Source organism: Comamonas trifloxystrobinivorans (genome assembly GCF_043359985.1).
GTDB classification, from domain to species: Bacteria; Pseudomonadota; Gammaproteobacteria; order Burkholderiales; family Burkholderiaceae_C; genus Comamonas; species Comamonas trifloxystrobinivorans.
On the sequence record NZ_JBHZGV010000019.1, the window covers coordinates 13,329 to 33,403 of the forward strand.

18 protein-coding genes are annotated in these 20,075 nt (G+C 63.2%); 3 read left to right on the forward strand and 15 right to left on the reverse strand.

What is annotated here, in order from left to right; all coding sequences use genetic code 11:
- Window position 1: 1 nt before the first annotated feature.
- The 11 genes from ACFIQF_RS20425 to ACFIQF_RS20475 form a co-directional block, all read right to left on the reverse strand.
- Complete coding sequence (locus tag ACFIQF_RS20425; RefSeq protein ID WP_393945485.1) at window positions 2-937, reverse strand: helix-turn-helix domain-containing protein; 936 nt, start codon at window positions 935-937, stop codon at window positions 2-4.
- Between the two features lie 11 nt (window positions 938-948).
- Window positions 949-1,770, reverse strand: coding sequence for a type IV pilus biogenesis/stability protein PilW (gene pilW / locus ACFIQF_RS20430; RefSeq protein WP_393945486.1), 822 nt, complete (start codon window positions 1,768-1,770; stop codon window positions 949-951).
- A 23-nt stretch (window positions 1,771-1,793) separates the two neighbouring features.
- Window positions 1,794-2,918 (reverse strand): dual-specificity RNA methyltransferase RlmN, encoded by a 1,125-nt coding sequence (rlmN, locus tag ACFIQF_RS20435; protein ID WP_393945487.1) that lies wholly within the window; start codon window positions 2,916-2,918, stop codon window positions 1,794-1,796.
- 59 nt (window positions 2,919-2,977) lie between these two features.
- Window positions 2,978-3,403, reverse strand: a complete 426-nt coding sequence (gene ndk / locus ACFIQF_RS20440; RefSeq protein WP_393945488.1) for a nucleoside-diphosphate kinase — start codon at window positions 3,401-3,403, stop codon at window positions 2,978-2,980.
- 79 nt (window positions 3,404-3,482) lie between these two features.
- Window positions 3,483-4,991, reverse strand: coding sequence for a pseudouridine synthase (locus ACFIQF_RS20445; protein WP_393945489.1), 1,509 nt, complete (start codon window positions 4,989-4,991; stop codon window positions 3,483-3,485).
- Window positions 4,981-5,907 (reverse strand): SMC-Scp complex subunit ScpB, encoded by a 927-nt coding sequence (gene scpB, locus ACFIQF_RS20450; protein ID WP_393945490.1) that lies wholly within the window; start codon window positions 5,905-5,907, stop codon window positions 4,981-4,983. Before scpB ends, ACFIQF_RS20445 begins: the two co-directional genes overlap by 11 nt.
- A gap of 132 nt (window positions 5,908-6,039) precedes the next feature.
- Complete coding sequence (locus ACFIQF_RS20455; RefSeq protein ID WP_393945491.1) at window positions 6,040-7,113, reverse strand: RluA family pseudouridine synthase; 1,074 nt, start codon at window positions 7,111-7,113, stop codon at window positions 6,040-6,042.
- The gene (locus ACFIQF_RS20460) at window positions 7,113-7,955 is read right to left on the reverse strand and encodes a peptidoglycan DD-metalloendopeptidase family protein (RefSeq protein WP_393945492.1); all 843 of its coding nucleotides are present in this window, start codon (window positions 7,953-7,955) and stop codon (window positions 7,113-7,115) included. Before ACFIQF_RS20460 ends, ACFIQF_RS20455 begins: the two co-directional genes overlap by 1 nt.
- An 11-nt stretch (window positions 7,956-7,966) precedes the next feature.
- Window positions 7,967-8,728, reverse strand: coding sequence for a protein-L-isoaspartate(D-aspartate) O-methyltransferase (locus ACFIQF_RS20465; RefSeq protein WP_393945541.1), 762 nt, complete (start codon window positions 8,726-8,728; stop codon window positions 7,967-7,969).
- A gap of 35 nt (window positions 8,729-8,763) precedes the next feature.
- On the reverse strand, window positions 8,764-9,543 hold the full coding sequence (gene surE, locus ACFIQF_RS20470) for a 5'/3'-nucleotidase SurE (RefSeq protein ID WP_393945493.1): 780 nt from the start codon (window positions 9,541-9,543) through the stop codon (window positions 8,764-8,766).
- A gap of 190 nt (window positions 9,544-9,733) precedes the next feature.
- Window positions 9,734-10,549 carry an MlaE family ABC transporter permease gene (locus tag ACFIQF_RS20475; protein ID WP_393945494.1) on the reverse strand — a complete coding sequence of 272 codons (816 nt, stop codon included), beginning with the start codon at window positions 10,547-10,549 and terminating at the stop codon, window positions 9,734-9,736.
- Window positions 10,550-10,818: 269 nt separating this feature from the next.
- Here ACFIQF_RS20475 and putP point away from each other — a divergent pair, with 269 nt between their 5' ends.
- On the forward strand, window positions 10,819-12,315 hold the full coding sequence (putP, locus tag ACFIQF_RS20480; RefSeq protein WP_393945495.1) for a sodium/proline symporter PutP: 1,497 nt from the start codon (window positions 10,819-10,821) through the stop codon (window positions 12,313-12,315).
- A 29-nt stretch (window positions 12,316-12,344) separates the two neighbouring features.
- Here the strand turns inward: putP and ACFIQF_RS20485 are convergent, their stop codons facing one another.
- Window positions 12,345-12,815: a Cd(II)/Pb(II)-responsive transcriptional regulator gene (locus ACFIQF_RS20485; RefSeq protein WP_393945496.1), complete on the reverse strand. Its 471-nt coding sequence runs from the start codon at window positions 12,813-12,815 to the stop codon at window positions 12,345-12,347.
- Between the two features lie 40 nt (window positions 12,816-12,855).
- Here ACFIQF_RS20485 and ACFIQF_RS20490 point away from each other — a divergent pair, with 40 nt between their 5' ends.
- The gene (locus ACFIQF_RS20490; RefSeq protein ID WP_393945497.1) at window positions 12,856-15,042 is read left to right on the forward strand and encodes a heavy metal translocating P-type ATPase; all 2,187 of its coding nucleotides are present in this window, start codon (window positions 12,856-12,858) and stop codon (window positions 15,040-15,042) included.
- A gap of 111 nt (window positions 15,043-15,153) precedes the next feature.
- On the opposite strand, the gene ACFIQF_RS20495 is transcribed toward ACFIQF_RS20490, so the two are convergent.
- Window positions 15,154-15,705 (reverse strand): peroxiredoxin, encoded by a 552-nt coding sequence (locus ACFIQF_RS20495; RefSeq protein WP_393945498.1) that lies wholly within the window; start codon window positions 15,703-15,705, stop codon window positions 15,154-15,156.
- Between the two features lie 263 nt (window positions 15,706-15,968).
- On the opposite strand from ACFIQF_RS20495, the gene ACFIQF_RS20500 reads away from it, so the two are divergent.
- Window positions 15,969-16,955, forward strand: coding sequence for a Bug family tripartite tricarboxylate transporter substrate binding protein (locus ACFIQF_RS20500; protein WP_393945499.1), 987 nt, complete (start codon window positions 15,969-15,971; stop codon window positions 16,953-16,955).
- A 116-nt stretch (window positions 16,956-17,071) separates the two neighbouring features.
- On the opposite strand, the gene ACFIQF_RS20505 is transcribed toward ACFIQF_RS20500, so the two are convergent.
- Together ACFIQF_RS20505 and ACFIQF_RS20510 are read right to left on the reverse strand one after the other, a co-directional pair.
- On the reverse strand, window positions 17,072-18,595 hold the full coding sequence (locus tag ACFIQF_RS20505) for a putative Ig domain-containing protein (protein WP_393945500.1): 1,524 nt from the start codon (window positions 18,593-18,595) through the stop codon (window positions 17,072-17,074).
- Entirely contained in the window at window positions 18,592-20,046 is a 1,455-nt protein-coding gene (locus ACFIQF_RS20510; protein ID WP_393945501.1) for a tail fiber domain-containing protein, read from the reverse strand. The genes ACFIQF_RS20505 and ACFIQF_RS20510 overlap by 4 nt, the downstream gene beginning before the upstream one ends.
- Between the last annotated feature and the right edge of the window lie 29 nt (window positions 20,047-20,075).

A 20,075-nucleotide genomic window follows, 5' to 3' on the forward strand; every position in this document is an offset into this window, starting at 1 on the left:
TTTAGTTCACCTCAAAACGGGCTGTGCTGCCTTTGGTCGCTTTTTTCAGATCAAAAGCAGCCCCGCGCAACCACATTTCAACGCCACCGGCGTTGCCCACCACCACTTTGAGCGGCGGCGTGGCCGTAATTTCTTGCTCGCTGCCGGCCTTGATGGTTTTCTCAAAAACCACCGTGCCAGAAGCCTCTTTCACCTGCACCCAGCTGTCTTGCGTGGTTTTCACCTTCAGCACAGGCACCTCGGCAACGGGCGCAGCCGGCGTTGCAGGCGCATTGGCAGCCGCGCCAGCAGCATTGGTTGCCGCTGTCGCCACAGCCGCAGCTGGCGCACCCGTTGCAGCCGACACTGCGGCGCTGGCAGGCGCCTCAGCGTTGTCGTTACTGGAGCCTAAAGGCACGGGCTCGCTGCTGCTAGCATCGCCAGCAATGGTGTTGGAGCGGGCCGACACTGCTGGCGCAGCAGGGTTGTTCTTTTTCCAGCGCTCGGACAGCTGCGGGTAAAACAGCACGCCAGCGGTTGCCACTACCAGCAAGCCCACCACGGCCATCCAGGGGAAAGGTTTGCTCGACGAAAAATCGCCGCCTTTGCTCGGCGCCATACCGCCCGAGACTTTGGCGTTGATGCCCTCGCCCACTTTGCTCAGATCGCGCCCGGGCGCTTGCGGCAGCAAGGCCAAAATAGGCGCTGCATCCACCTTCAGCACGCGGCAGATGGCCGAAGCCAAGGCGCGGATGAAGACCACATCAGGGAAGACACTCAGGTCGTCAGCTTCCAGCGCTTCGAGCTTGTTGGGCGCCACTTTCAGGTTGGCCGCCAATGCAGGCAGGCGCAGGCCCGCTTGCTCACGCGCTGCGCGCAGCAATTGCCCAGCCGTCGCGCCTGTTGCGGCCAAAGACTCGTCCTGTGCAGCCGCCGCGTTAGAAGATGTGTTTTGCATATCCGATTCGATCACTGCACGCCTCCGCTGGCGACTCGGGCCCATTCCTTCGAATCCGGAAAACGCTTTTGCAACTGGTTGGCCAACTGGCGAGCGGCCGTGCGGTCACCCAGTGCCTGCTCGATCTGGATGCCCAGGTAGAGCGACTCGGCATTGGCCAGATCGCCATTGTTGAGGCGGCGGATATAGAACTGCGCGCGCTGGTTGTCGCCGCGCTGCTTCATGAGTTTGGCCAGGTTGTAGGCCACCACCGGGTTGCCGGCATCGTATTCATACGATTTGAGCAAGGCCGCTTCCGCCTCGACGGGCTTGCCTGCTGCCTCCAGGCACAGACCTTGCGCCATCAGCGTTTTGCCTTGCTGGAAATACTGTCTTTGCACCAGGGCCTGGCTGAAGTAGCGGTCTGCCTCGGCAAACTTTTTCTCTTGGCACAGCAGCCAGCCGTGGTTGTGCATGATGTTGCCATCGTTGGGCTTGAGCGACTGGGCCTTGGTGAAGCTCTCGGCCGCAATGGCCGGGTCGCCCAGCTGCATGTAGATCAGGCCGCGCATGTTGTAGGCGTCACCGTTGGAGGGCTCCAGCGCCAGCGCCTGCTTGATCTCATCGAGCGCGATGGTGGTTTTTCCGGTCTGGAAATAGTTGGCCGCCAACTCCAGGCGAATGCGGGCGCGCCGCTGGGTTTCGGTTTCGTCCGATTGGGTGACGATGTTGGCGTCTTCCCGCGCTGCAGTGGAGGCGCAACCGAGCAAAGTACTGCCGGTTGCCACACCCAGGAGCGCTGCCGCCACCAGGCGGTAAAGGTTTTGCCGCCCCAAGCTCCAAGCCAATGCCATGCACGCCCTCCTTTGCGCTATTGCTACGACGCCTGAGTCAGCGGAATCACACGGTTCTTGGCCATGCGTTCTGCGGCACGCGTTCGGTCTTTCACATCGCCAGCCAGCTGTCCGCAGGCGGCATCGATATCATCGCCACGGGTTTTGCGCACGGTGGTCACCACGCCGGCATCGAGCAGCATCTTGGCAAACGCCGAGACCCGTGCAGCCGGTGATCGTAACAGACCCGAGGCCGGAAACGGGTTGAATGGAATCAAATTGAATTTGCACCAGGCGCCGCCCGTACCAGCAAACTCTCGCACCAGTGCTATCAATTGCTGGGCGTGCTCGGGTTGGTCGTTCACGCCATCGAGCATGCAGTACTCGAAGGTGATGAAATCGCGCGGCGCAAACTCCAGGTAGCGGCGGCAAGCTTCCATCAGCTCTTGGAGCGGGTATTTCTTGTTGAGCGGCACCAGCGCATCGCGCAGCTCGTCGTTGGGCGCGTGCAGCGATACAGCCAGCGCCACGGCGCAGTCTTGCGACAGGCGGTCGATCATCGGCACCACGCCCGAGGTGGAAACCGTCACACGGCGGCGCGACAGGCCGTAGCCATGGTCGTCGAGCATGGTACGCAATGCAGGCACCAAGGCGCTGTAGTTTTGCAGCGGCTCGCCCATGCCCATCATCACGACGTTGGAGATAACGCGCTCTTCGGTGCCCAGGCGCTTGCGCAGCGCATGTTCGGCAAACCAGAGCTGGGCGATGATTTCGCCCGTACTCAGATTGCGGCTGAAGCCCTGGTGCCCGGTCGAGCAAAAGCGGCATCCCACCGCGCAGCCCGCTTGCGACGATACGCACAGCGTGCCGCGGTCATCTTCAGGAATAAAAACGGATTCGACGGCATTGCCATCGCCCACGTCAAACAACCATTTGACGGTTCCGTCGGCGGACACATGCTCGGTGATCACGGGCAGCGCCGTGATGTGGGCCGTGCCCTTGAGTTTTTCGCGCAGCGATTTGGCCAGATCGGTCATCTGGTCGAAATCGGCAGCGCCGCGCTGGTGGATCCAGCGGAAAAGCTGAGTGGCCCGGAAGCGTTTTTCTCCCAGGCCTTCACAAAAGGCGGTCAAACCAGCCAAATCAAAATCAAGCAAATTGGTGGTCATGGGGTTCACGCTCGGGCCACTTACTCATGCTGCACGGCGCGAGCCGTGCGCATTCTCAATTAACGGGAATAAACGTTCATGCCGGGGAAGAAGAAAGCCACTTCCACAGCAGCCGTTTCAGCGGCGTCAGAGCCGTGCACGGCGTTGGCATCGATGCTGTCAGCAAAGTCAGCGCGGATGGTGCCCTTGTCGGCCTTCTTGGGGTCGGTAGCGCCCATCAGTTCGCGGTTCTTCAGGATGGCGTTTTCGCCTTCCAGAGCCTGGATCATCACGGGGCCGGAGATCATGAAGTCGACCAGGTCCTTGAAGAAAGGACGGGCAGCGTGCACAGCGTAGAACTGCTCAGCTTCCTGGCGCGACAGGTGCACCAGCTTGGCGGCCACGATCTTCAGGCCAGCAGCCTCAAAGCGGGCGTAGATTTGACCGATAACATTCTTAGCCACTGCATCGGGCTTGATGATCGAGAGGGTACGTTCGATTGCCATGTTGAATTTCCTGTTGGTTGATTTTTTGCCGCAAAAGCAAACCTTTGATTGTACGGGCTCCTAGAAGTCAGTAAGGTGACTACGACCTTCCGCCTCGCTTGAAACCACCGTTTTTACGCTCACCTTGGCGCTGGCGCATCAGGCTGTCGTGGCCGATGTAGCCCAGCGAGGTCTTCATCGGGTCGGGCTGGCTGTTGCGCTTTTCGGGTGCACGGCGCAGGCCGCCACCGCGGGTGTTCTTGGCCGGGCCTGTCGAAGGACGCGGGCCATTTTGCTGCGGACGGTTGTCAGCACGGCCACCACGCGAGCCCTGGCCCTGCTGCGGACGGTTCTGGCGCACGGGCGCACCGGCAGCCGCCGTGAGCGCCTGGATGTCGCGCTGATCCAACTCTACCCAGTTGCCGCGCTTGAGGCCGCGTGGCAACACCATGGCGCCGTAGCGGATACGGATCAGGCGGCTGACCGCGTGACCGACCGATTCAAACATGCGGCGCACTTCGCGGTTGCGGCCTTCGGAGATGGTGACGCGGTACCAGCAGTTGGCGCCTTCGCCACCGCCATCGTCGATGGAGCCAAAGCTGGCCACGCCGTCTTCGAGGTTGACGCCGGCGAGCAACAGTTCTTTTTCTTCCTTGGTCAGGGCGCCCAGTACGCGCACGGCGTACTCACGCTCCAGGCCGAAGCGCGGGTGCATCAGGCTGTTGGCCAGCTCGCCCGAGCTGGTGAACAGCAGCAGACCTTCGGTGTTCAAATCCAGACGACCAATTGACTGCCACTTGCCGTGCATCAGCTTGGGCAGCTTGCGGAACACCGTGGGTCGGTTTTGCGGATCGTCGTGCGTCACCACTTCGCCCACCGGCTTGTGGTAGGCCAGCACGCGAGCTGGTGGCTGCTCGATACGGAAGTTGATCAGCTTGCCATTAACACGGATTTTGTCGTTGTACTGGATACGCTGGCCAACGTGGGCCGGTTCGTTATTGACCGAGATGCGGCCTTCCAGAATCAGGCGCTCCATCTCCAGGCGCGAACCCATGCCAGCTTGCGCCAGCACCTTGTGCAGCTTGGGCGTCTCGACATGCGGTTGCAGCACGCGCTTGATGGGCATGGCCTCATCGGAGGTTTCTGCCTCTTCCAGCGCACCGGCCACCACGTCTTCGAATGCGTAGCCAGAGACATCCACGCTTTCACCGCGCGGTTTGGCCGCAGGCGCTGGCTTGCGCTCGCGCTCTGCATCACCTTCCGCCTGGCCTTCGCCACGGGGCTGGCCTTCGCGATCGCGGAAGCGTCGTGCGCGCGCCGGATAGCGGCTGACGCGCTGCTCGCCATCACGGCGGGTGCGCGCAGGGGCATCGGCAGACGTTGCTGCGCCATCCACCGCTTCGGCTGCAGGCTCGGCCGCTTGCTCTGGCGCCACCGCAGCGCTGGGTGCAGCGGGCTCGGCAGGCACGCTGGCTTCGGCCACAGGCGCGGCCTCGGCAGCCACACGCTTACGGGGCGCTCTGCGCTTGGGCGCAGGCTTGCCGGCCTCGGCATCAGCGGCTGCGTTCACTGCGGGTTGCGAATCGATATCGCCGTTTTCACTCGTCATTTTTATGCTTTTCTTCACCGCCCAGGGCGGCATGGTCATCATGTCCAGAGGGCTCAGCGCCCGTCTCACTCTCAGTCTCTTGCGCCGCTGCATCGGCAGCGGACGCCGGCGGCAAGAGCGGTGCCAGGGCATCGTCTACGCCATCGGTCTGCTTTGGGGGCAGGCCATCCTGGCCGACCTCGGGGTCAGCCTCGTCGGGCAATGCCATCGCCTCGCCCACCAGTGCAAATTCTTCTTCGTCGGCAGCCTTCGGCGCAGTCTCGCCAGCTTCGGCCACCGCTGCATTGCCAGCGTTCTGCACTGCATCTGCAGCTTGCGCCGCATCTGCAAGCTCAGCCACTGCTTCAGCCTCGCCCGGTGCCGGTGTTTCTTCCAGCGGCAGGCTCTCAAAAATGGTCGACTGCTGGCTGTCATCGAGCGCTGGCAACTGGTCCAGCGACTGCAGACCCAGATCGTCAAGAAACTGCCGAGTCGTCGCCAGCAAGGCGGGCCGACCCACGGTTTCGCGGTAACCGATCACCTCGACCCAGCCGCGATCTTCCAACTGCTTGATGATCAGGCTGTTGACCGTCACACCACGGATATCTTCGATGTCACCCCGCGTCACCGGTTGCCGGTAGGCAATGATGGCCAGGGTCTCCAGCGTGGCCCGCGTGTACTTGGGCGGCTTTTCCGGGTGCAGGCGGTCGAGAAACTCGCGCATCTCGGGCTTGCTCTGAAAACGCCAGCCCGAGGCCACCTGTACCAGTTCCACGCCCTTGTGGGCCCAATCGAGCTGCAGCTCCTGCAGCAACACCTTCAAGGTATCCGAGCCCAGTTCATCGGCAAACAAGCTGCGCAGCTCACGCACCGTGATGGGTTGGGGCGCGCAAATCAGCGCTGTCTCCAACACCCGTTTCGCTTCCAAAGTCTGCATGCGAAGAATCCCAGAAGCCGTCAGCGCCAACGGCGACGGCTTGAAAGAGAGGATTGCAAGTCAAAGAGGGCCGCATCCAAAGCGCGGCAGAAGGATCGCGGCGAGGACATAAGCGCCCTGCACCGCCGGCACTCAGGCCAATTCCTGCAAATTATACCGAATATCCCAATTTTCCAGCGCGGCCCGCAAATCTGCCGGCGGCATGGCAAACCAAGCCATGTCCTTGCCAGTGACCGGATGCACAAACGCCAACCTCAATGCATGCAACGCCTGGCGCTCCAGGCCGGCCGCCGGTTGGCCGCCGTACAGCACATCGGCCACCAGCGGATGCTGCTGCGAAGCCATGTGCACGCGAATCTGGTGCGTGCGCCCGGTGTGCAAGCTGCAATACACCAGGCAGCCCTCTGCCGCGTTGGCCAGCAGGCGCAAATCGGTTTTGGCCGGTTTGCCTGGGTGTTGCGCCAAATCGACTGCCGCCATGCGCAAGCGGTTGCGCGGGTCGCGGCCAATGGGCAAAGCCACTGTCTTAGTGGCCGCACCTGTCCAGCGCTTATGACCCAGCGCAATGTAGTTGCGGTGCACATCGCGCGCAGCAATCAGCTTGACCAGCGCATCCATGGTCTGACGCTCCCGCGCCACCACCATCAGACCACTGGTGTCTTTGTCGAGCCGGTGCACGATGCCTGCGCGCGGCAGTTGCGCCGCTTTGGCATCCCGCGCCAGCAAGGCGTTGAGCAAAGTACCGCTCCAATTGCCGGGCGCAGGGTGCACCACCATGCCAGCCGGTTTGTTGACGATGAGCAAATGCTCGTCCTCGTACACCACGTCCAGCGGAATGTCTTGCGGCAAAAAGGCCTGGCTTTGCTGCGTGGGCCGCAGCTCAATGGCCACAGCATCGCCCGCCTTTACCTTGGCGCTGGGTTTGGCACCGGCTTTGCCGTTGAGCAGCACCGCGCCTTGCACCAGTAAGGTTTGCAGATAGTTGCGCGAGAACTCCGGCACCCATTGCGCCAGCGCTTTGTCCAGCCGCAGGCCGTGGTCGGCCACGGCCGCCACCACGTTGCGGCTTTCCCATTCGCCCGCGCCCAGGTCGGCGGCGGCATCTTCGCTGCCCTCGTCCTGTTCGGCGTCGGCACCCTCAGAAATCAAAGAGCCGACGCTGGCAGCCTGGGCAGGCAGCGTCGGCTCGTTTTTGGAGCGCGGCATTAACGCGATGGCAGGTAGCGCGACGGATCGACCGGCTTGCCTTGGCGGCGCACCTCGAAGTGCAGCTTGACGCGATCGGCATCGGAGCTGCCCATTTCGGCGATCTTCTGGCCCTTGCGCACCACCTGGTCGTCCTTGACGAGCAAGGTCTGGTTGTGCGCGTAAGCGGTCAGGTAGGTGTTGTTGTGCTTGATCAGGATCAGGTTGCCGTAGCCACGCAGGCCGGCACCGGAATAGATCACACGGCCGTCGGCCGCCGCCACCACCGGGTCGCCGGCCTTGCCGCCAATGTCCACACCCTTGTTGCGGGCGTCGTCAAAGGTGGCCACCACCGTGCCCGAGGCAGGCCAGATAAAGGCAATGCTGCTGTCAGCCGGGCCAGCAGGTTCTGCTGCCGCCGGGGCTGGTGCGGGTGCAGGAGCTGCCGAAGCCGAGGCCGAACCCGCCACTGCCGGCGCCACAGGCGCAGCTGCCGTTACCGTAGACGAGGTAGGCGGCACTACGCGCAGCACCTGGCCGACTTCGATCACGTTCGGATTTTCCAGATTGCTCCAGCGCGCAATGTCACGCCAGTTCTGGCCGTGGTCCGAGGCAATGCGCATCAGCGTCTCGCCCGGCTTGACGGTGTAGTAACCAGGTTTGCCAGCGTTCTCGGCACCCGGCAGCGTGGCCGGATCCACCTTGGCTGGCGTGGTGCTGCTGGTGGAGCTGGGCGTGCGCCCGGTCGATGTGCCCCGGTCTTCCACCGGTGCCTTGTTCAGCGATGTACCACCGCAGCCCGCCAAGACGGCGGCCGCAATCAAACTGCTTCCCCACGTTAAAAAACCACGTGAATCCAACATACCTATCCTTGTTAACCGAGCCCCGATTTTAGAGGCACGAAATGAACATGCTCCAGCACCGTGCGCTGAAACCCATCAGCGCTGCGGTCTACCACGAGCAAAACTTGCTGTCCGCCATGGCCCATGATAGGTGCCACCAAGCGGCCACCCACGGCCAGTTGCTCGCACCAGGCCTGTGGCAATTCATCGCCACCGGCAGCCGAAATGATTCCTGCATAGGGCCCGCCCTTGGCAAAACCTAGCATGCCGTCACCCAGAATCAGGTGCACGTTCGCCAGGCGCAGCGGGCGCAGGTTGACGCGGGCCTTTTCATGCAACGCACGCAGGCGCTCAATGGTGTACACCTCTTTGGCCACTAGGCTGAGCACCGCCGCCTGGTAACCGCAGCCGGTACCAATCTCCAGAATGCGGCCTTGCGCCACGCCACCACCGGGCGCGTTCGCCAGCAGCTCGCACATGCGCGCCACGATGCTGGGCTTGGAAATGGTTTGCCCCAGGCCAATGGGCAAACTCGTGTCCTGGTAAGCCTGTACGGCCAGCGCGCTGTCGACAAATTGGTGGCGCAGCACTGAGTTCATGGCCTTGAGCACGCGTGTGTGCTCAATGCCCGCAGCCGCCAGACGCTGCACCATGCGCAGCCGGGCCGAGGTGAAATCTACCGTTTCCACACCCAGGGTTTCCTGCACGGCCATCGGCACCGGTGCCAGCTCGGCGGGCAAGCGCGCCCACTCGCGGTGCACGGTGGCGGCCTGCGCCGCCTGGCGGGCAGGCATGGCTCCACGGGCGGGAAAACCTGGTTTGCGCAGACTCACCCAAGCACCTCGGCATTCGCGTGGCGCAGCGTGGCTGCGGTTTGTGCCCAGTACACCAGGTTCTGGTGGTCGGTGAGGTCGACCTTGAGCGGCGTGACCGACACATGGCCGGCCGCCGTGGCGTGGAAATCCGTGCCTTCGGCGTTGTCCAGCACTGGGCCGGCATTGCCAATCCAGTACATGGTTTCACCGCGCGGGCTGGTCTGGGTGATGACTTTTTCGGCCGAATGGCGCCGCCCCAGGCGACACAGCTTGACCGGCTGGATCTGCTCGTACGGCAAATTAGGAATGTTCACATTCAGCAACCAGGGCTTGTTGCCCACGAGCTGCGCCCGGTCAAACTGCTGCACCAGCTCAGCGGCTTTGCGTGCAGCCGATGCCAGCTCACCCCAGCCTTTGTCGATCTGCGAAAAAGCCATGGCCGGAATGCCGAACAGATAGCCTTCCATGGCCGCGCCCACGGTGCCGGAGTAAATCGTATCGTCGCCCATATTGGCGCCGTTGTTGATGCCCGATACCACCAGATCGGGCCGGTAGCCGAGCAGGCCGGTCAGCGCGATATGCACGCAATCGGCCGGTGTGCCGTTCACGTAGCGAAAGCCGTTGGCCGCGCGGTGCACGTACAAAGGGGAGTTCAAGGTCAGGGCGTTCGACTTGGCGCTGTTGTTGTGCTCGGGCGCCACTACCTCGACATCTGCTTGCGTCTTCAACGCCTCATACAGCGCCACGATGCCGGGCGCCTGATAACCATCATCGTTACAAAGCAGTATCTTCATGTATTTGAACCAGTTGCGCCACATTGTAGAGGTGCAACCGCCGAATCCCTAGGTTTTGTGGCTGCAATACGACCGCCCCCGGTTCGCTACTGCCAGCCCGCCGCAGTGCGCGGCCAAGCGCGATTGTAGTGAGCGCGCGGGCCGGCCGGGCGTTGCCGCGCCAGCTTTACCTGCTTGGCGGCAGAAGTAATCAATAGTAATTACCCAGCAGCGACGCCACCTCGATCAGCAAGAGCACAGCAAACATGCGCGCCAGCCCGGACAGATCGGATTCCGGGCCCAGCACCTCGTCGGCACGCATGCCGTAGGGCCGGTACATGGCCGAAGCCGTGGGAATCAGCGCCACGGCCAGGCTGAACAGCAAGGTTTTGAGCCCGAAAAGCCAGGTCACCATGGGCGTGAAGACCCTGCCGAACATGCGCGTATACAACTCCAGCCCCATCAGATTGAAGCCGTAGACGCTGAAATACACCATCACCAGCGAGACCACGCAAGACAAGGCCGCCAGCGTGACCGAGGCGTACATGCTTGCCACCACCAGCGGCAGCATTTCGGTGCGCACCGGGTCCAGACCTTGGGCACGGAGACGCTCGAAATGCCCATCCTCGCGCATGCGGGTGAGCGCCGCGCCCGCGGGTATCGAGCAACGCATGGCCACAAACAGCGCGGCGGTCAGCGGAATCAGCTCCAGCACCAGCACGCGGATCACCATCTCCACCGCCACCCGCGACAAGCCATAGCTGCCGGCCGTGACGATGACGATGCGCGCAATCACCAGGCACAGCAGCGCTGCCAAAGCGGTAAAGCCCACCAGAATCGGCGCCGTATCCACATACATGCGGCGCAGCATGCGGCCCCGCGTCTGCCGCACATAACTGCTGGGCGACAAAAGCATCACCATCACCGCCGCGCCCAAATACACAATGCGCCACCACGCCACGGCCCAGCGCTGCAGCGTGCGCCACAGACGGTCTGGCCATTGGGGTTGGAGCAGGCTGGTCAACATGTGCGCATGATAGGCGATCCACCCGGCCGCGCAGCGCTGGGCCGGCGCCTGGCCGCTGCCCGCTTTACCCCTAGGGTTTCTACCAGGTTGTTTGTGAGCAGCCGCTAAAATGCGCGGCTTTACACACTATCAGCGGGCTCAGGAAGCTATTTATTTGATAGCACTCTACGTTCTCCGTCTGACCCCAAGGCCGCACTGCGCTTGTTGCTGGCCGTTGAACCACTCCCTCACCCAGCTTCGCGCCAGCGGCGCGATTCGGAGCTATTGCCATGACGGCCAACACCCCTACCCTGGTGACTTTTGCGATCTACCTGTGCGGCATGATGCTGATCGGCTGGCTCGGCTACCGCGCCACCAGCAACCTGTCGGACTACATTCTGGGCGGCCGCAGCCTGGGCAGCTTTGTCACCGCGCTCTCGGCCGGCGCCTCGGACATGAGCGGCTGGCTGCTCATGGGCCTGCCCGGCGCGGTCTACCTCTCGGGCCTGTCGCAGTCGTGGATCGCCATCGGCCTGTGCATTGGCGCCTGGCTCAACTGGCGTTTTGTGGCGGCGCGCTTGCGCGTTTACACCGAGAAAGTCGGCAACGCGCTCACCCTGCCCGATTACTTCAGCAACCGCTTTGAAGACAGCAGCAATGTGCTGCGCATCTTCACCTCGGTCGTCATTCTGGTGTTCTTCACCATCTACTGCGCCTCGGGCGTGGTAGCCGGTGCTCGCTTGTTCGAGAGCATGTTCGGTATGCCGTACCACGTGGCACTGTGGGTGGGCGCGGTAGCCACCATTGCCTATGTGTTCATCGGCGGTTTTCTGGCCGTGAGCTGGACCGACACCATCCAAGCCGCGCTGATGATCACTGCGCTCATCCTGGCGCCGCTGATGGTCATCTACGCCGACGGTGGCGTAGCCGCCAGCAATGCCGTAGTGCAAACCGTGCGCCCCGGCGCGCTGGACATGCTGGCCAAGCTCGACACCATCGCCATCGTCTCCCTGCTCGCCTGGGGCCTGGGCTATTTTGGCCAGCCGCACATTCTGGTGCGCTTCATGGCCGCCGAATCGGTGGCCACCATCCCCAACGCGCGCCGCATTGGCATGACCTGGATGGTGCTGTGCCTGGCCGGCGCAGTGGCCGTGGGCTATTTCGGCATTGCCTATTTCGGCACGCGCCCGGAGCAAGCGGCAGGTGTGACCGCAAATGCAGAAACCGTGTTCATCGAAGTGGCCAAACAACTCTTCAATCCCTGGATCGCCGGCATTCTGCTGGCCGCCATTCTGGCTGCGGTGATGAGCACGCTCTCTTGCCAATTGCTGGTGTGCTCCAGCGCGCTCACGCAAGACATCTACAAAACCTTTTTGCGCAAACAGGCCACGCAGCACGAGCTGGTCTGGTTCGGCCGCGCCATGGTGTTGCTGATCTCGGTGATCGCCATCGCCATTGCGGCCGACCCCGACGCCAAGGTGCTGGGCATGGTGGCCTACGCCTGGGCCGGCTTTGGCGCCGCCTTCGGCCCTGTCGTGCTGTTCTCGCTGCTGTGGAAACGCATGACGCGCAACGGCGCCCTCGCCGGCATGCTGGTGGGCGCCGTCACCGTAGTGTTGTGGAAGAGCTGGCTCGACCCCATGCTGGGCTGGAAGCTCTACGAAATCGTGCCCGGCTTTGTGCTGGCCAGCGTGGCAATCGTCGTCGTCAGCCTGCTGGGCAAGCGCCCATCGCCGCAGATGGAGCGCAGCTTTGACGAAGTGGATGCTGCGCTGCTGCGCGCCTGAACATTACTGGCGACCCACGCTACCGTCGATCAAACATGGCGCTTGACCGGCGAGCTGGTCTGCGCTTCCAGGTCTTGCGCATCGGCGCGGCGGTGCAGTGCCTCAATGGTGTGGCACACGCCTGAGTTGCCGTCGCAGCAATCGCGCAAAGCCACCAATTCTTTCTCCAGCGTCTGCAGCTCTTGCAAGCGCTCGCGTACGTGGTGCAAGTGCTCGTCGACCGTATTGCGTGCAGCTGCGCAGTCATCGCTGCTGTGCCAATCGAGGGCAAGCAGGCTGCGCACCTCGTCCAGCGACATGTCCATGGCCCGGCACAGGCGGATAAAGCGCAGCTGGTGAATATCGGCATCGCTGTACAAGCGGTAGCTGCTGGCGCTGCGCGTGCCGGCGCTGAGCAGCTTTTCTTTCTCGTAATAGCGGATATTGGCCGCCGACACGCCCGAGCGCGCAGCGGCCTCGCCAATCTTGTAAACACCGGTGGGAGCAGAAGCAACGGCCATGGCTTGACATTCAAGTGACTTCAAGGTTTCCAATCATGGCATGAGCGATAAAAACCTGAACCCGCATGTGCATTCGCACCCGCATGAGCACGGGCATGAGCACGACCACGGTCATGAGCACCAACACCAGCCTCGCCCTGCAGCCGCCAGCTGCGCCACCGGCAGCAAACAGGCCGCAGGCTGCACCGACTGCGGCACCATCGACCTGAGCTTCGGCATGCGCAAGGCCGCGCCTGCCGATGCCCACGACCACAGCGGCCACGACCATGCCCACGATGAGCATGGCGAGCATGACGACCATGGCCACGACCACGGCGCCCTGCCCGGCTGGGGCCGTATTGGCGCCGCCTTGGTAGCGGCCGTGGTGGCAGAGGCCTGCCACTGGGCCAGCGGCCAACCGGGCAGCGCCAACTACCAGCTGCTGCACTACGGCGGCATGGCGCTGGCGGTGCTGGCCATTGCGCTGTCGGGCCTGGGCGTCTACAAGGCCGGTATCCAAGGGCTGATGCAGCTCAAGCTCGGCATCCACGCGCTCATGGCGGTAGCGGTGACTGGCGCTTTCCTGATTGGACAGTGGCCCGAAGCCGCCATGGTGATGGCGCTGTATGCGGCGGCTGAGCGCATCGAAGACATGGCCATGGACCGCGCCCGCAACGCCATCCGCGACCTCTTGAACCTGGCACCGCAAGAAGCCGATGTGCTGCAAGCCGACGGCAGCACACAACGCATGCTGGCAGCCGATGTGCCCATGGGCGCGGTGCTGCGCATTGCGCCCGGTGCGCGCGTGCCGCTGGACGGCACCGTCACCCAAGGCCAGAGCGCGGTAGACCAGGCACCCATCACCGGCGAAAGCGCCCTGGCCGAAAAAGCCGCTGGCGACCCGCTCTATGCCGGCAGCGTGAACCAGCACGCCGAGCTGCAAATGCGCGTGGACGCCGCGCCCGAGCAAAGCCTGATCAGCCGCATCGTGCGCGCCGTCGAACAAGCGCAGGCCGCCAAAGCGCCGACACAGCGTTTTGTCGACCGCTTTGCCGCCATCTACACGCCCATCATCTTGTTGCTGGCCATTGCGCTGGCCGTAATTGCGCCCTTTGCCATGGACTGGACCTGGACGCAGTCTGCCTACCAGGCACTGGCTTTGCTGGTGATCGCCTGCCCATGCGCGCTGGTCATCTCCACGCCTGTCACTGTGGTCAGCGCACTCACCGTGGCCGCTAAAAACGGCGTGCTGATCAAGGGCGGCAGCGCGCTGGAAAGCGCACGCAACCTGCGCGCCATTGCGTTGGACAAAACCGGCACCCTTACCACTGGCCAACCCAAGCTGGTGGAATGGCAAACACTGAACACGGGCGACGCTAAAGATGAGCTGGCCCACATTGCCTGGCATCTGGCCAGCCGCTCCGACCACCCGGTATCGCGTGCCATCGCCGCCGGTCTGCAAGCCGGCCAGACGGCCGACAACGAGATCAGCGAGGTACAAGCCCTGCCCGGCCGCGGCACCGAAGCCGTCGTGCACGGCAAGCGCTGGATGCTGGGCAATCTGCGCTTGCTGCGCGAGCGCTCCATCGCCACCGAAGCCGTGCAAGCCGCCATGGCCGTGCACGAGCAACAAGGCCGCACCGTCACCGCCCTGGCCAGCGAAGATGGTGCTGCCGCCCTGTTTGCCGTGGCCGACCCGTTGCGCGAACAAGCGCCCGCCGCCGTGCACTTGCTACAAACCGAAGGCGTACAACCCGTGGTACTGAGCGGCGACAACAGCACCACCGTCACCACCATTTCCAAGCAGGCCGGCATTGTGCAAGCCCAAGGCAATCTGCTGCCCGAGGATAAGCTGCGCATTCTGGGTGAAATGCAAAGCGCCATCGGCCCCACCGCCATGGTGGGCGACGGCATCAACGACGCACCCGCACTGGCCAAAGCCGACCTGGCCTTTGCCATGGGTGGCGCACACGGCACCGACATGGCCATGGAAACCGCCGACGTGGTGCTGATGAACGACGACCTGCGCCGCATCCCGCAAACCATCGCGCTCTCGCGCTACTCGCACAGCGTGCTGTGGCAGAACATTGGCCTGGCCCTGGGCGTGAAAGTCATCTTCTTCGGACTGGCGCTCACCGGCAACGCCAGCATGTGGATGGCGGTAGTGGCCGATATGGGCGTGAGTCTGCTGGTGGTGGCCAATGGCTTGCGGTTGCGGATCTGGCAAGGCTTCAAGCAATTGGACTGAACGCCCTCAACAAATGCCCAAAGCGCGGAGCAGTCCGCGCTTTTTTGTTTGCTGGCATGCTCCTTTGCGATTCGCGCAGCTAAGCACCACGCCACGCAAAGGTGACAACGCCTATTTCTTCGCCCCTGCCTTCCAAGCCTCCACCGCCTTCAGCGTCCGCTGCACATGCTCCAGCGGATCACTGCCTTCATGGACAAACAGCACCTTGCCGTTGGGCGCAATCACATACGAAATGCGTGAAGCCGTGCCCGGCCGCGCGGCCGAGCCTGCGTCGTAGGCCTGGATGGTTTTGGCCTCTGGGTCGGAGGCCACTACGAACTGGTCGCGGCAGGCTTCAGTGGAGAACTTCTGCAAGGTGGCGATGTCGTCGTGCGAAATGCCCACCACGCGGGCACCGAGCGCCGCGAACTGCGGCGTGGCCTCAGCGAACGCATGGGCCTCCATCGTGCAGCCCTGCGTGAAAGCCTTGGGGAAGAAGTACAGCACCACAGGCCCTTTGGCCAAGGCTGCTGCCATGTCAAACGGCTGCGCCTTGCCGGCCATGGCCGATTGCGTGTTGAACACCGGTGCGCTGGCACCCACGGCCAACGCGGCTTGGGACACTGCGCTGCTGGCGAGCAGGCTGGCTGCCAATGCCAGGTGTCTGATGTGCTTGGTCTGCATTCCACTTCTCCTTGAACAAGGCCGAAACACCCTGCCCGGCCTTCGCAATTGGGCACGAGGGGCTGCGTGCATTTCGCAGGCCCCAATGGAGCACCGCGCCGCCTGGGACAAGCCCGCAGTCACAGGCTTGTCACACCCCCTAGAATAACCAGCTTGGCGGGATGGCATACATCATCACCGATCTGACAGCATTTAACCCCCTCCTTGCAGCACCGAGCGTGTGCCGGCATGCGAAGGTGCGATCTCACCAGGAGACAAACCCGATGATTCGACAAGTATTGCAATACGGTGCCGTGGCTGTAGCCTTGGGCGCTGCTTCTCTGGCCCAGGCACAAGGCCCGGCCACCGACTACCCCGGCAGCAAGCCAGTGCGCCTGATCGTGCCTTTCCCACCGGGCGGCGGCACCGACATTCTCTCGCGCATCATCGCGCAAAAGCTGACCGAGCAAAACCACTGGACGGTGGTGGCCGACAACCGCGCCGGAGCGGGCGGCACCATCGGCATCACCGAAGCGGCCAAGGCGCAGCCCACGGGTTACGACATCGTGATGGGCCAAAAAGACAATGTGGTGCTGGGCTACTACCTCTACAAAGGCCTGCCCTGGAACCCTTCGACCGATCTGACGCCGATTGCCCACGTGGCCTACTCGCCCGTCATCATCGCCACGGCCGAAACCAGCAAGTTCAAAACCCTGAACGACGTGATCGCCGCCGCCAAGGCCGATCCCGGCAAGGTCACCTACGGCTCGCCCGGCAACGGCACCAGCATCCACATTGCGGGTGTGTTGTTCGAGAAGGCTGCGGGCGTCAAGCTCACCCACGTGCCTTACAAGGGCTCCAGCCCGGCGCTGGTCGATACGCTCTCGGGCAACGTCGATCTGCTGGTGTCTTCCGTGCCCTCGGCCATTGCACAAATCAAGGCCGGCAAGCTGCGCCCGCTGGCTGTTACCTCGGCCAAGCGCAGCTCCTCACTGCCCGATGTGCCGACCGTGGCTGAGCTGGGCATGAAGGGCTTTGACGTGAGCACTTGGTACGGCCTCTTCGGCCCCAAGAACCTGCCCGCGCCCATCGTCACCAAGCTGAACACCGAAGTGAACAAGCTGCTCGGCGACAAGGCCGTGCAAGAAGCTATCCAGGCCCAGGGCGCCGAGCCACAAGCCATGTCGGCGGCCGATTTTGACAAGTTCTTCCAAAAGGACTTTAAGGAATCGAAGGCCATCGTCGAATCCTCGGGCGCTGCCATCCAGTAAAGCCACCGCCTTCAAACAAACAAAAAGCCAATGCAGGTGTTTCTGCATTGGCTTTTTTTCATCTCCATTTTTCAGCTGCCCGGCACCTGTTCTTGCAGACTGCTCGGCTGTGCCGGTTAAGGCTGCCTCGAACTCCCCTTACGTCGCGTAAACGCTCGTCCGAGCAAGATCAGCGCTGCGCTGGAGAACAGCGCCCACGGCGCGTTCCAGGGCACCGGTGCCGGACTCACGGGGACAGGGGCTGCATTCACGGCGAAGGTCACCGGATTGGGCGTGCTGTTTCCTGCGTTGTCGGTCACCGTGATGGTGACGGAGGACGATCCCACCACGCTGGGCGTGCCTGTCACGGTACCGTCCGGGTTGAGCGTCAAACCTGCGGGCAGGCTGCCGCTGGTGAGTGCAAACCGGTAGGGACTCGTGCCGCCAGATGCGACGAGCGCCACATTGGCCGGGCTGCCTACCGTCATCGCCGGTGGCGTTGCAATGCTGATGACCACCACTACGGGGGCTGCGTTCACGGAGAAGGTCACTGCATTGGGCGTGCTGGCGCCCGCATTGTCCGTAACGGTGATGGTGACGCTGGCAGTCCCTGCCTCGCTGGGCGTGCCAGTGACGGTACCGTCCGCGTTCAGCGTCAATCCTGCGGGTAGCGTGCCGCTGGTGAGCGCAAACTGATAGGGCGCACTCCCGCCCGACGCTGCCAGAGCCATGTTGACGGGGCTGCCAACGGTCATGACCTGAGGCGCAGCAATGCTGAGCACAATCGGTGCCGCATTCACGGTGAAAGTGACTGTGTTAGGTGTGCTGGCGCCTGCATTGTCTGTCACCGTGATGGTGACGCTGGCAGACCCTGCCGCGCTGGGCGTGCCAGTGACGGTGCCGTCAGCGTTCAGGGTCAGCCCTGCGGGCAGAGCGCCGCTGGTGAGCGCAAACTGATACGGCGCACTACCGCCCGAGGCAGCCAGCGTAGTGCTGGACGGGATGCCCACAGTCATGACGGGCGGTGCCGCAAAGCTGAGCACGACGGGCGCCGCATTGACGGTGAAGGTCACGTTGACGGTCACGCTGGAACCAGCGCTGTCCGTGACGACGATGGGAACCGTGTAGGTGCCTGCCGTTGTGGCTGCGCCGCTCAGGCTGCCGTCGGGATTCAAGGTGAGGCCGGGCGGCATGCTGCTTCCGGGGGCCAGCACAAACTGATAGGGGCCGGAGCCACCCGCAGCGCTGAGCACGGCGCCAGGGCTGGTGCCTACGGTGAAGGGCGCGGCGGGCGGTGTCATGGTGATCACCTTGGCGAGCACATCCACCTCCGCGCCCCGGTCATCGGCCACGGTGATCGTGAATGCGGGCGAGGTTTCCGCCAGCGTACCGCTGAGCACGCCAGCGCTCGACAGGCTGACGCCCGCCGGAAGACGCCCAGTACTCAGGATGTACTGATAAGGGGCAATGCCGCCCGAGGGGACCAGTGTGACGTTGATCGCGTCGCCTGATGCGGGCATGACGATGGTCGATGGCGTCACCGTGAAGGCCTGCGCCAGAGCGCAACTAATCGTTGAGAGTTGCAGCGCGGCGCCAGCAAACCAAGCTCGCGCAACAGGGCGGACAAGGCGATTGCAGGGCTTGGGAGTCAGTCGGGTCATGGCTGGCTCCTGAGTTGTCGGGTCAAGCGCGATTCCAACTCCAGAAAGCGCTGTTGCAAGGCGTTGAGTTCGGCATCACGCGCTGCCAATTGCTGGCTCAGCGCCTGCACTGCGGCTGTGGCGAGGCTGGCGATGTCGCTAGGTGCGAGTCGGCGGGGGCTCTCGCCCAACTGCGTGGCTTGGTGCACGTCTTCGGCCATCGGCCCCAAGTGTGTGCTGGCGTTTTGGTCGCTCAGATATTGCCAGGCATAGACCGGCAGTTCTCGCACGCTTTGCAGGATCGATTCGACACCCACGGGCGTGATGTCATGTTTGAGCGAGCGGCTTGAGCCCTGGCTCAGAATGCCGGGCACCGTCAGATCGCCATTGGCTTGTACTGCCAGTGCCGTCGCACCCGAGTCACCGGCAAAGCGGAAGTCGGCGCTGTCTGCCGTGGTGGTCCAGCGGGTGGTTGGCGAGCCGCGTAGCAAAGCGGCCACCACCGGGCCATCGTTTTTCAGCTCCACCACGGGGCTGGTGCTGGCTGTGGTGGTGTTTTCAACAAGTACTTTGGCATTGCCATCCGCACGGCGCACATGCAAGGCGGCGGTGGGGCGTGGGGTGCCGAGGCCGATCGAGCCGCTGCTGGCAATGTCCAGGCTCGATTGCGGTGCACCCGGACGAATGCGCAGAGGCAAAAGGCTGCCGGAACTCTGGTCACGCACAAAGAAGTTGGCTTCATTGCCGGCCACGTCCCAGGTTTGCGGTGTAAAGCCGCTGGTGGTGTTTTGCTCGTAGCGAATGCCCGGCGTGTCCCCGGTGCGGATGTGTGTGTCCTGGGCCGGTGTGGCGGTTCTGGCACCAAGACGACCTTGTGCATCAATCAACAGGCTGTTGGCAGGTGCGCCAGCCATCCAGCGAATGGGCATGAGCGCGCCGGTGACATCTTCAATGCCCAAAAAGTTGGCACCGCCGCTTGCTAAATCATTGGCAATGATTTGCCACACGTGGGTTGGCGCAGGTGTGGTGCGGGTCTCTTCGAACTTGAGGCGGGTGTTGTTTTCCTTCAAGCGCAGCGTATCGCTGCCAAAGGTTTCACTGGTGGCGCAGTCGAGGCCCACGCAGAAGCGACCTTGCACGATGGAGTCTTCAGCCACCACAACGTCTTTGACCAGCGTGGCGCTCTTCGTTACCACGCTTGGATCGGACGTCTCCGCAACTGGCAGCACGAAGCGGCCAGCGCGCACGCTGACGTAACCGGATTGCGCTGCGCCTTGGGGGAGGCTGGCCGGTGTTGGAGCCGCACTTTCATCTGCTGTCCGGTTGCGCGTTGCGTTGAGGGCGGGAGCCAGTGTCAGCTCGTAGATGTAGTCACCGTCGGGCAGGGCCGCATCGTGTGCCGACAGGGCCAAGGCGCTGGCAGGTAGTGGGATGTCTCGCAGCCATTCGCCACTTCTGGAGGCCAGTCGCAACGTGGCAGCGCCATGTGCTGATGATGCCT

What these genes read in the sequence shown, in the direction of transcription:
- ACFIQF_RS20425 (WP_393945485.1), bottom strand. Translation starts at nt 937, where the DNA reads ATGCAAAACACATCTTCTAACGCGGCGGCTGCACAGGACGAGTCTTTG.
- pilW (WP_393945486.1), bottom strand. Translation starts at nt 1,770, where the DNA reads ATGGCATTGGCTTGGAGCTTGGGGCGGCAAAACCTTTACCGCCTGGTG.
- rlmN (WP_393945487.1), bottom strand. Translation starts at nt 2,918, where the DNA reads ATGACCACCAATTTGCTTGATTTTGATTTGGCTGGTTTGACCGCCTTT.
- ndk (WP_393945488.1), bottom strand. Translation starts at nt 3,403, where the DNA reads ATGGCAATCGAACGTACCCTCTCGATCATCAAGCCCGATGCAGTGGCT.
- ACFIQF_RS20445 (WP_393945489.1), bottom strand. Translation starts at nt 4,991, where the DNA reads ATGACGAGTGAAAACGGCGATATCGATTCGCAACCCGCAGTGAACGCA.
- scpB (WP_393945490.1), bottom strand. Translation starts at nt 5,907, where the DNA reads ATGCAGACTTTGGAAGCGAAACGGGTGTTGGAGACAGCGCTGATTTGC.
- ACFIQF_RS20455 (WP_393945491.1), bottom strand. Translation starts at nt 7,113, where the DNA reads ATGCCGCGCTCCAAAAACGAGCCGACGCTGCCTGCCCAGGCTGCCAGC.
- ACFIQF_RS20460 (WP_393945492.1), bottom strand. Translation starts at nt 7,955, where the DNA reads ATGTTGGATTCACGTGGTTTTTTAACGTGGGGAAGCAGTTTGATTGCG.
- ACFIQF_RS20465 (WP_393945541.1), bottom strand. Translation starts at nt 8,728, where the DNA reads ATGCCTGCCCGCCAGGCGGCGCAGGCCGCCACCGTGCACCGCGAGTGG.
- surE (WP_393945493.1), bottom strand. Translation starts at nt 9,543, where the DNA reads ATGAAGATACTGCTTTGTAACGATGATGGTTATCAGGCGCCCGGCATC.
- ACFIQF_RS20475 (WP_393945494.1), bottom strand. Translation starts at nt 10,549, where the DNA reads ATGTTGACCAGCCTGCTCCAACCCCAATGGCCAGACCGTCTGTGGCGC.
- putP (WP_393945495.1), top strand. Translation starts at nt 10,819, where the DNA reads ATGACGGCCAACACCCCTACCCTGGTGACTTTTGCGATCTACCTGTGC.
- ACFIQF_RS20485 (WP_393945496.1), bottom strand. Translation starts at nt 12,815, where the DNA reads ATGGCCGTTGCTTCTGCTCCCACCGGTGTTTACAAGATTGGCGAGGCC.
- ACFIQF_RS20490 (WP_393945497.1), top strand. Translation starts at nt 12,856, where the DNA reads ATGAGCGATAAAAACCTGAACCCGCATGTGCATTCGCACCCGCATGAG.
- ACFIQF_RS20495 (WP_393945498.1), bottom strand. Translation starts at nt 15,705, where the DNA reads ATGCAGACCAAGCACATCAGACACCTGGCATTGGCAGCCAGCCTGCTC.
- ACFIQF_RS20500 (WP_393945499.1), top strand. Translation starts at nt 15,969, where the DNA reads ATGATTCGACAAGTATTGCAATACGGTGCCGTGGCTGTAGCCTTGGGC.
- ACFIQF_RS20505 (WP_393945500.1), bottom strand. Translation starts at nt 18,595, where the DNA reads ATGACCCGACTGACTCCCAAGCCCTGCAATCGCCTTGTCCGCCCTGTT.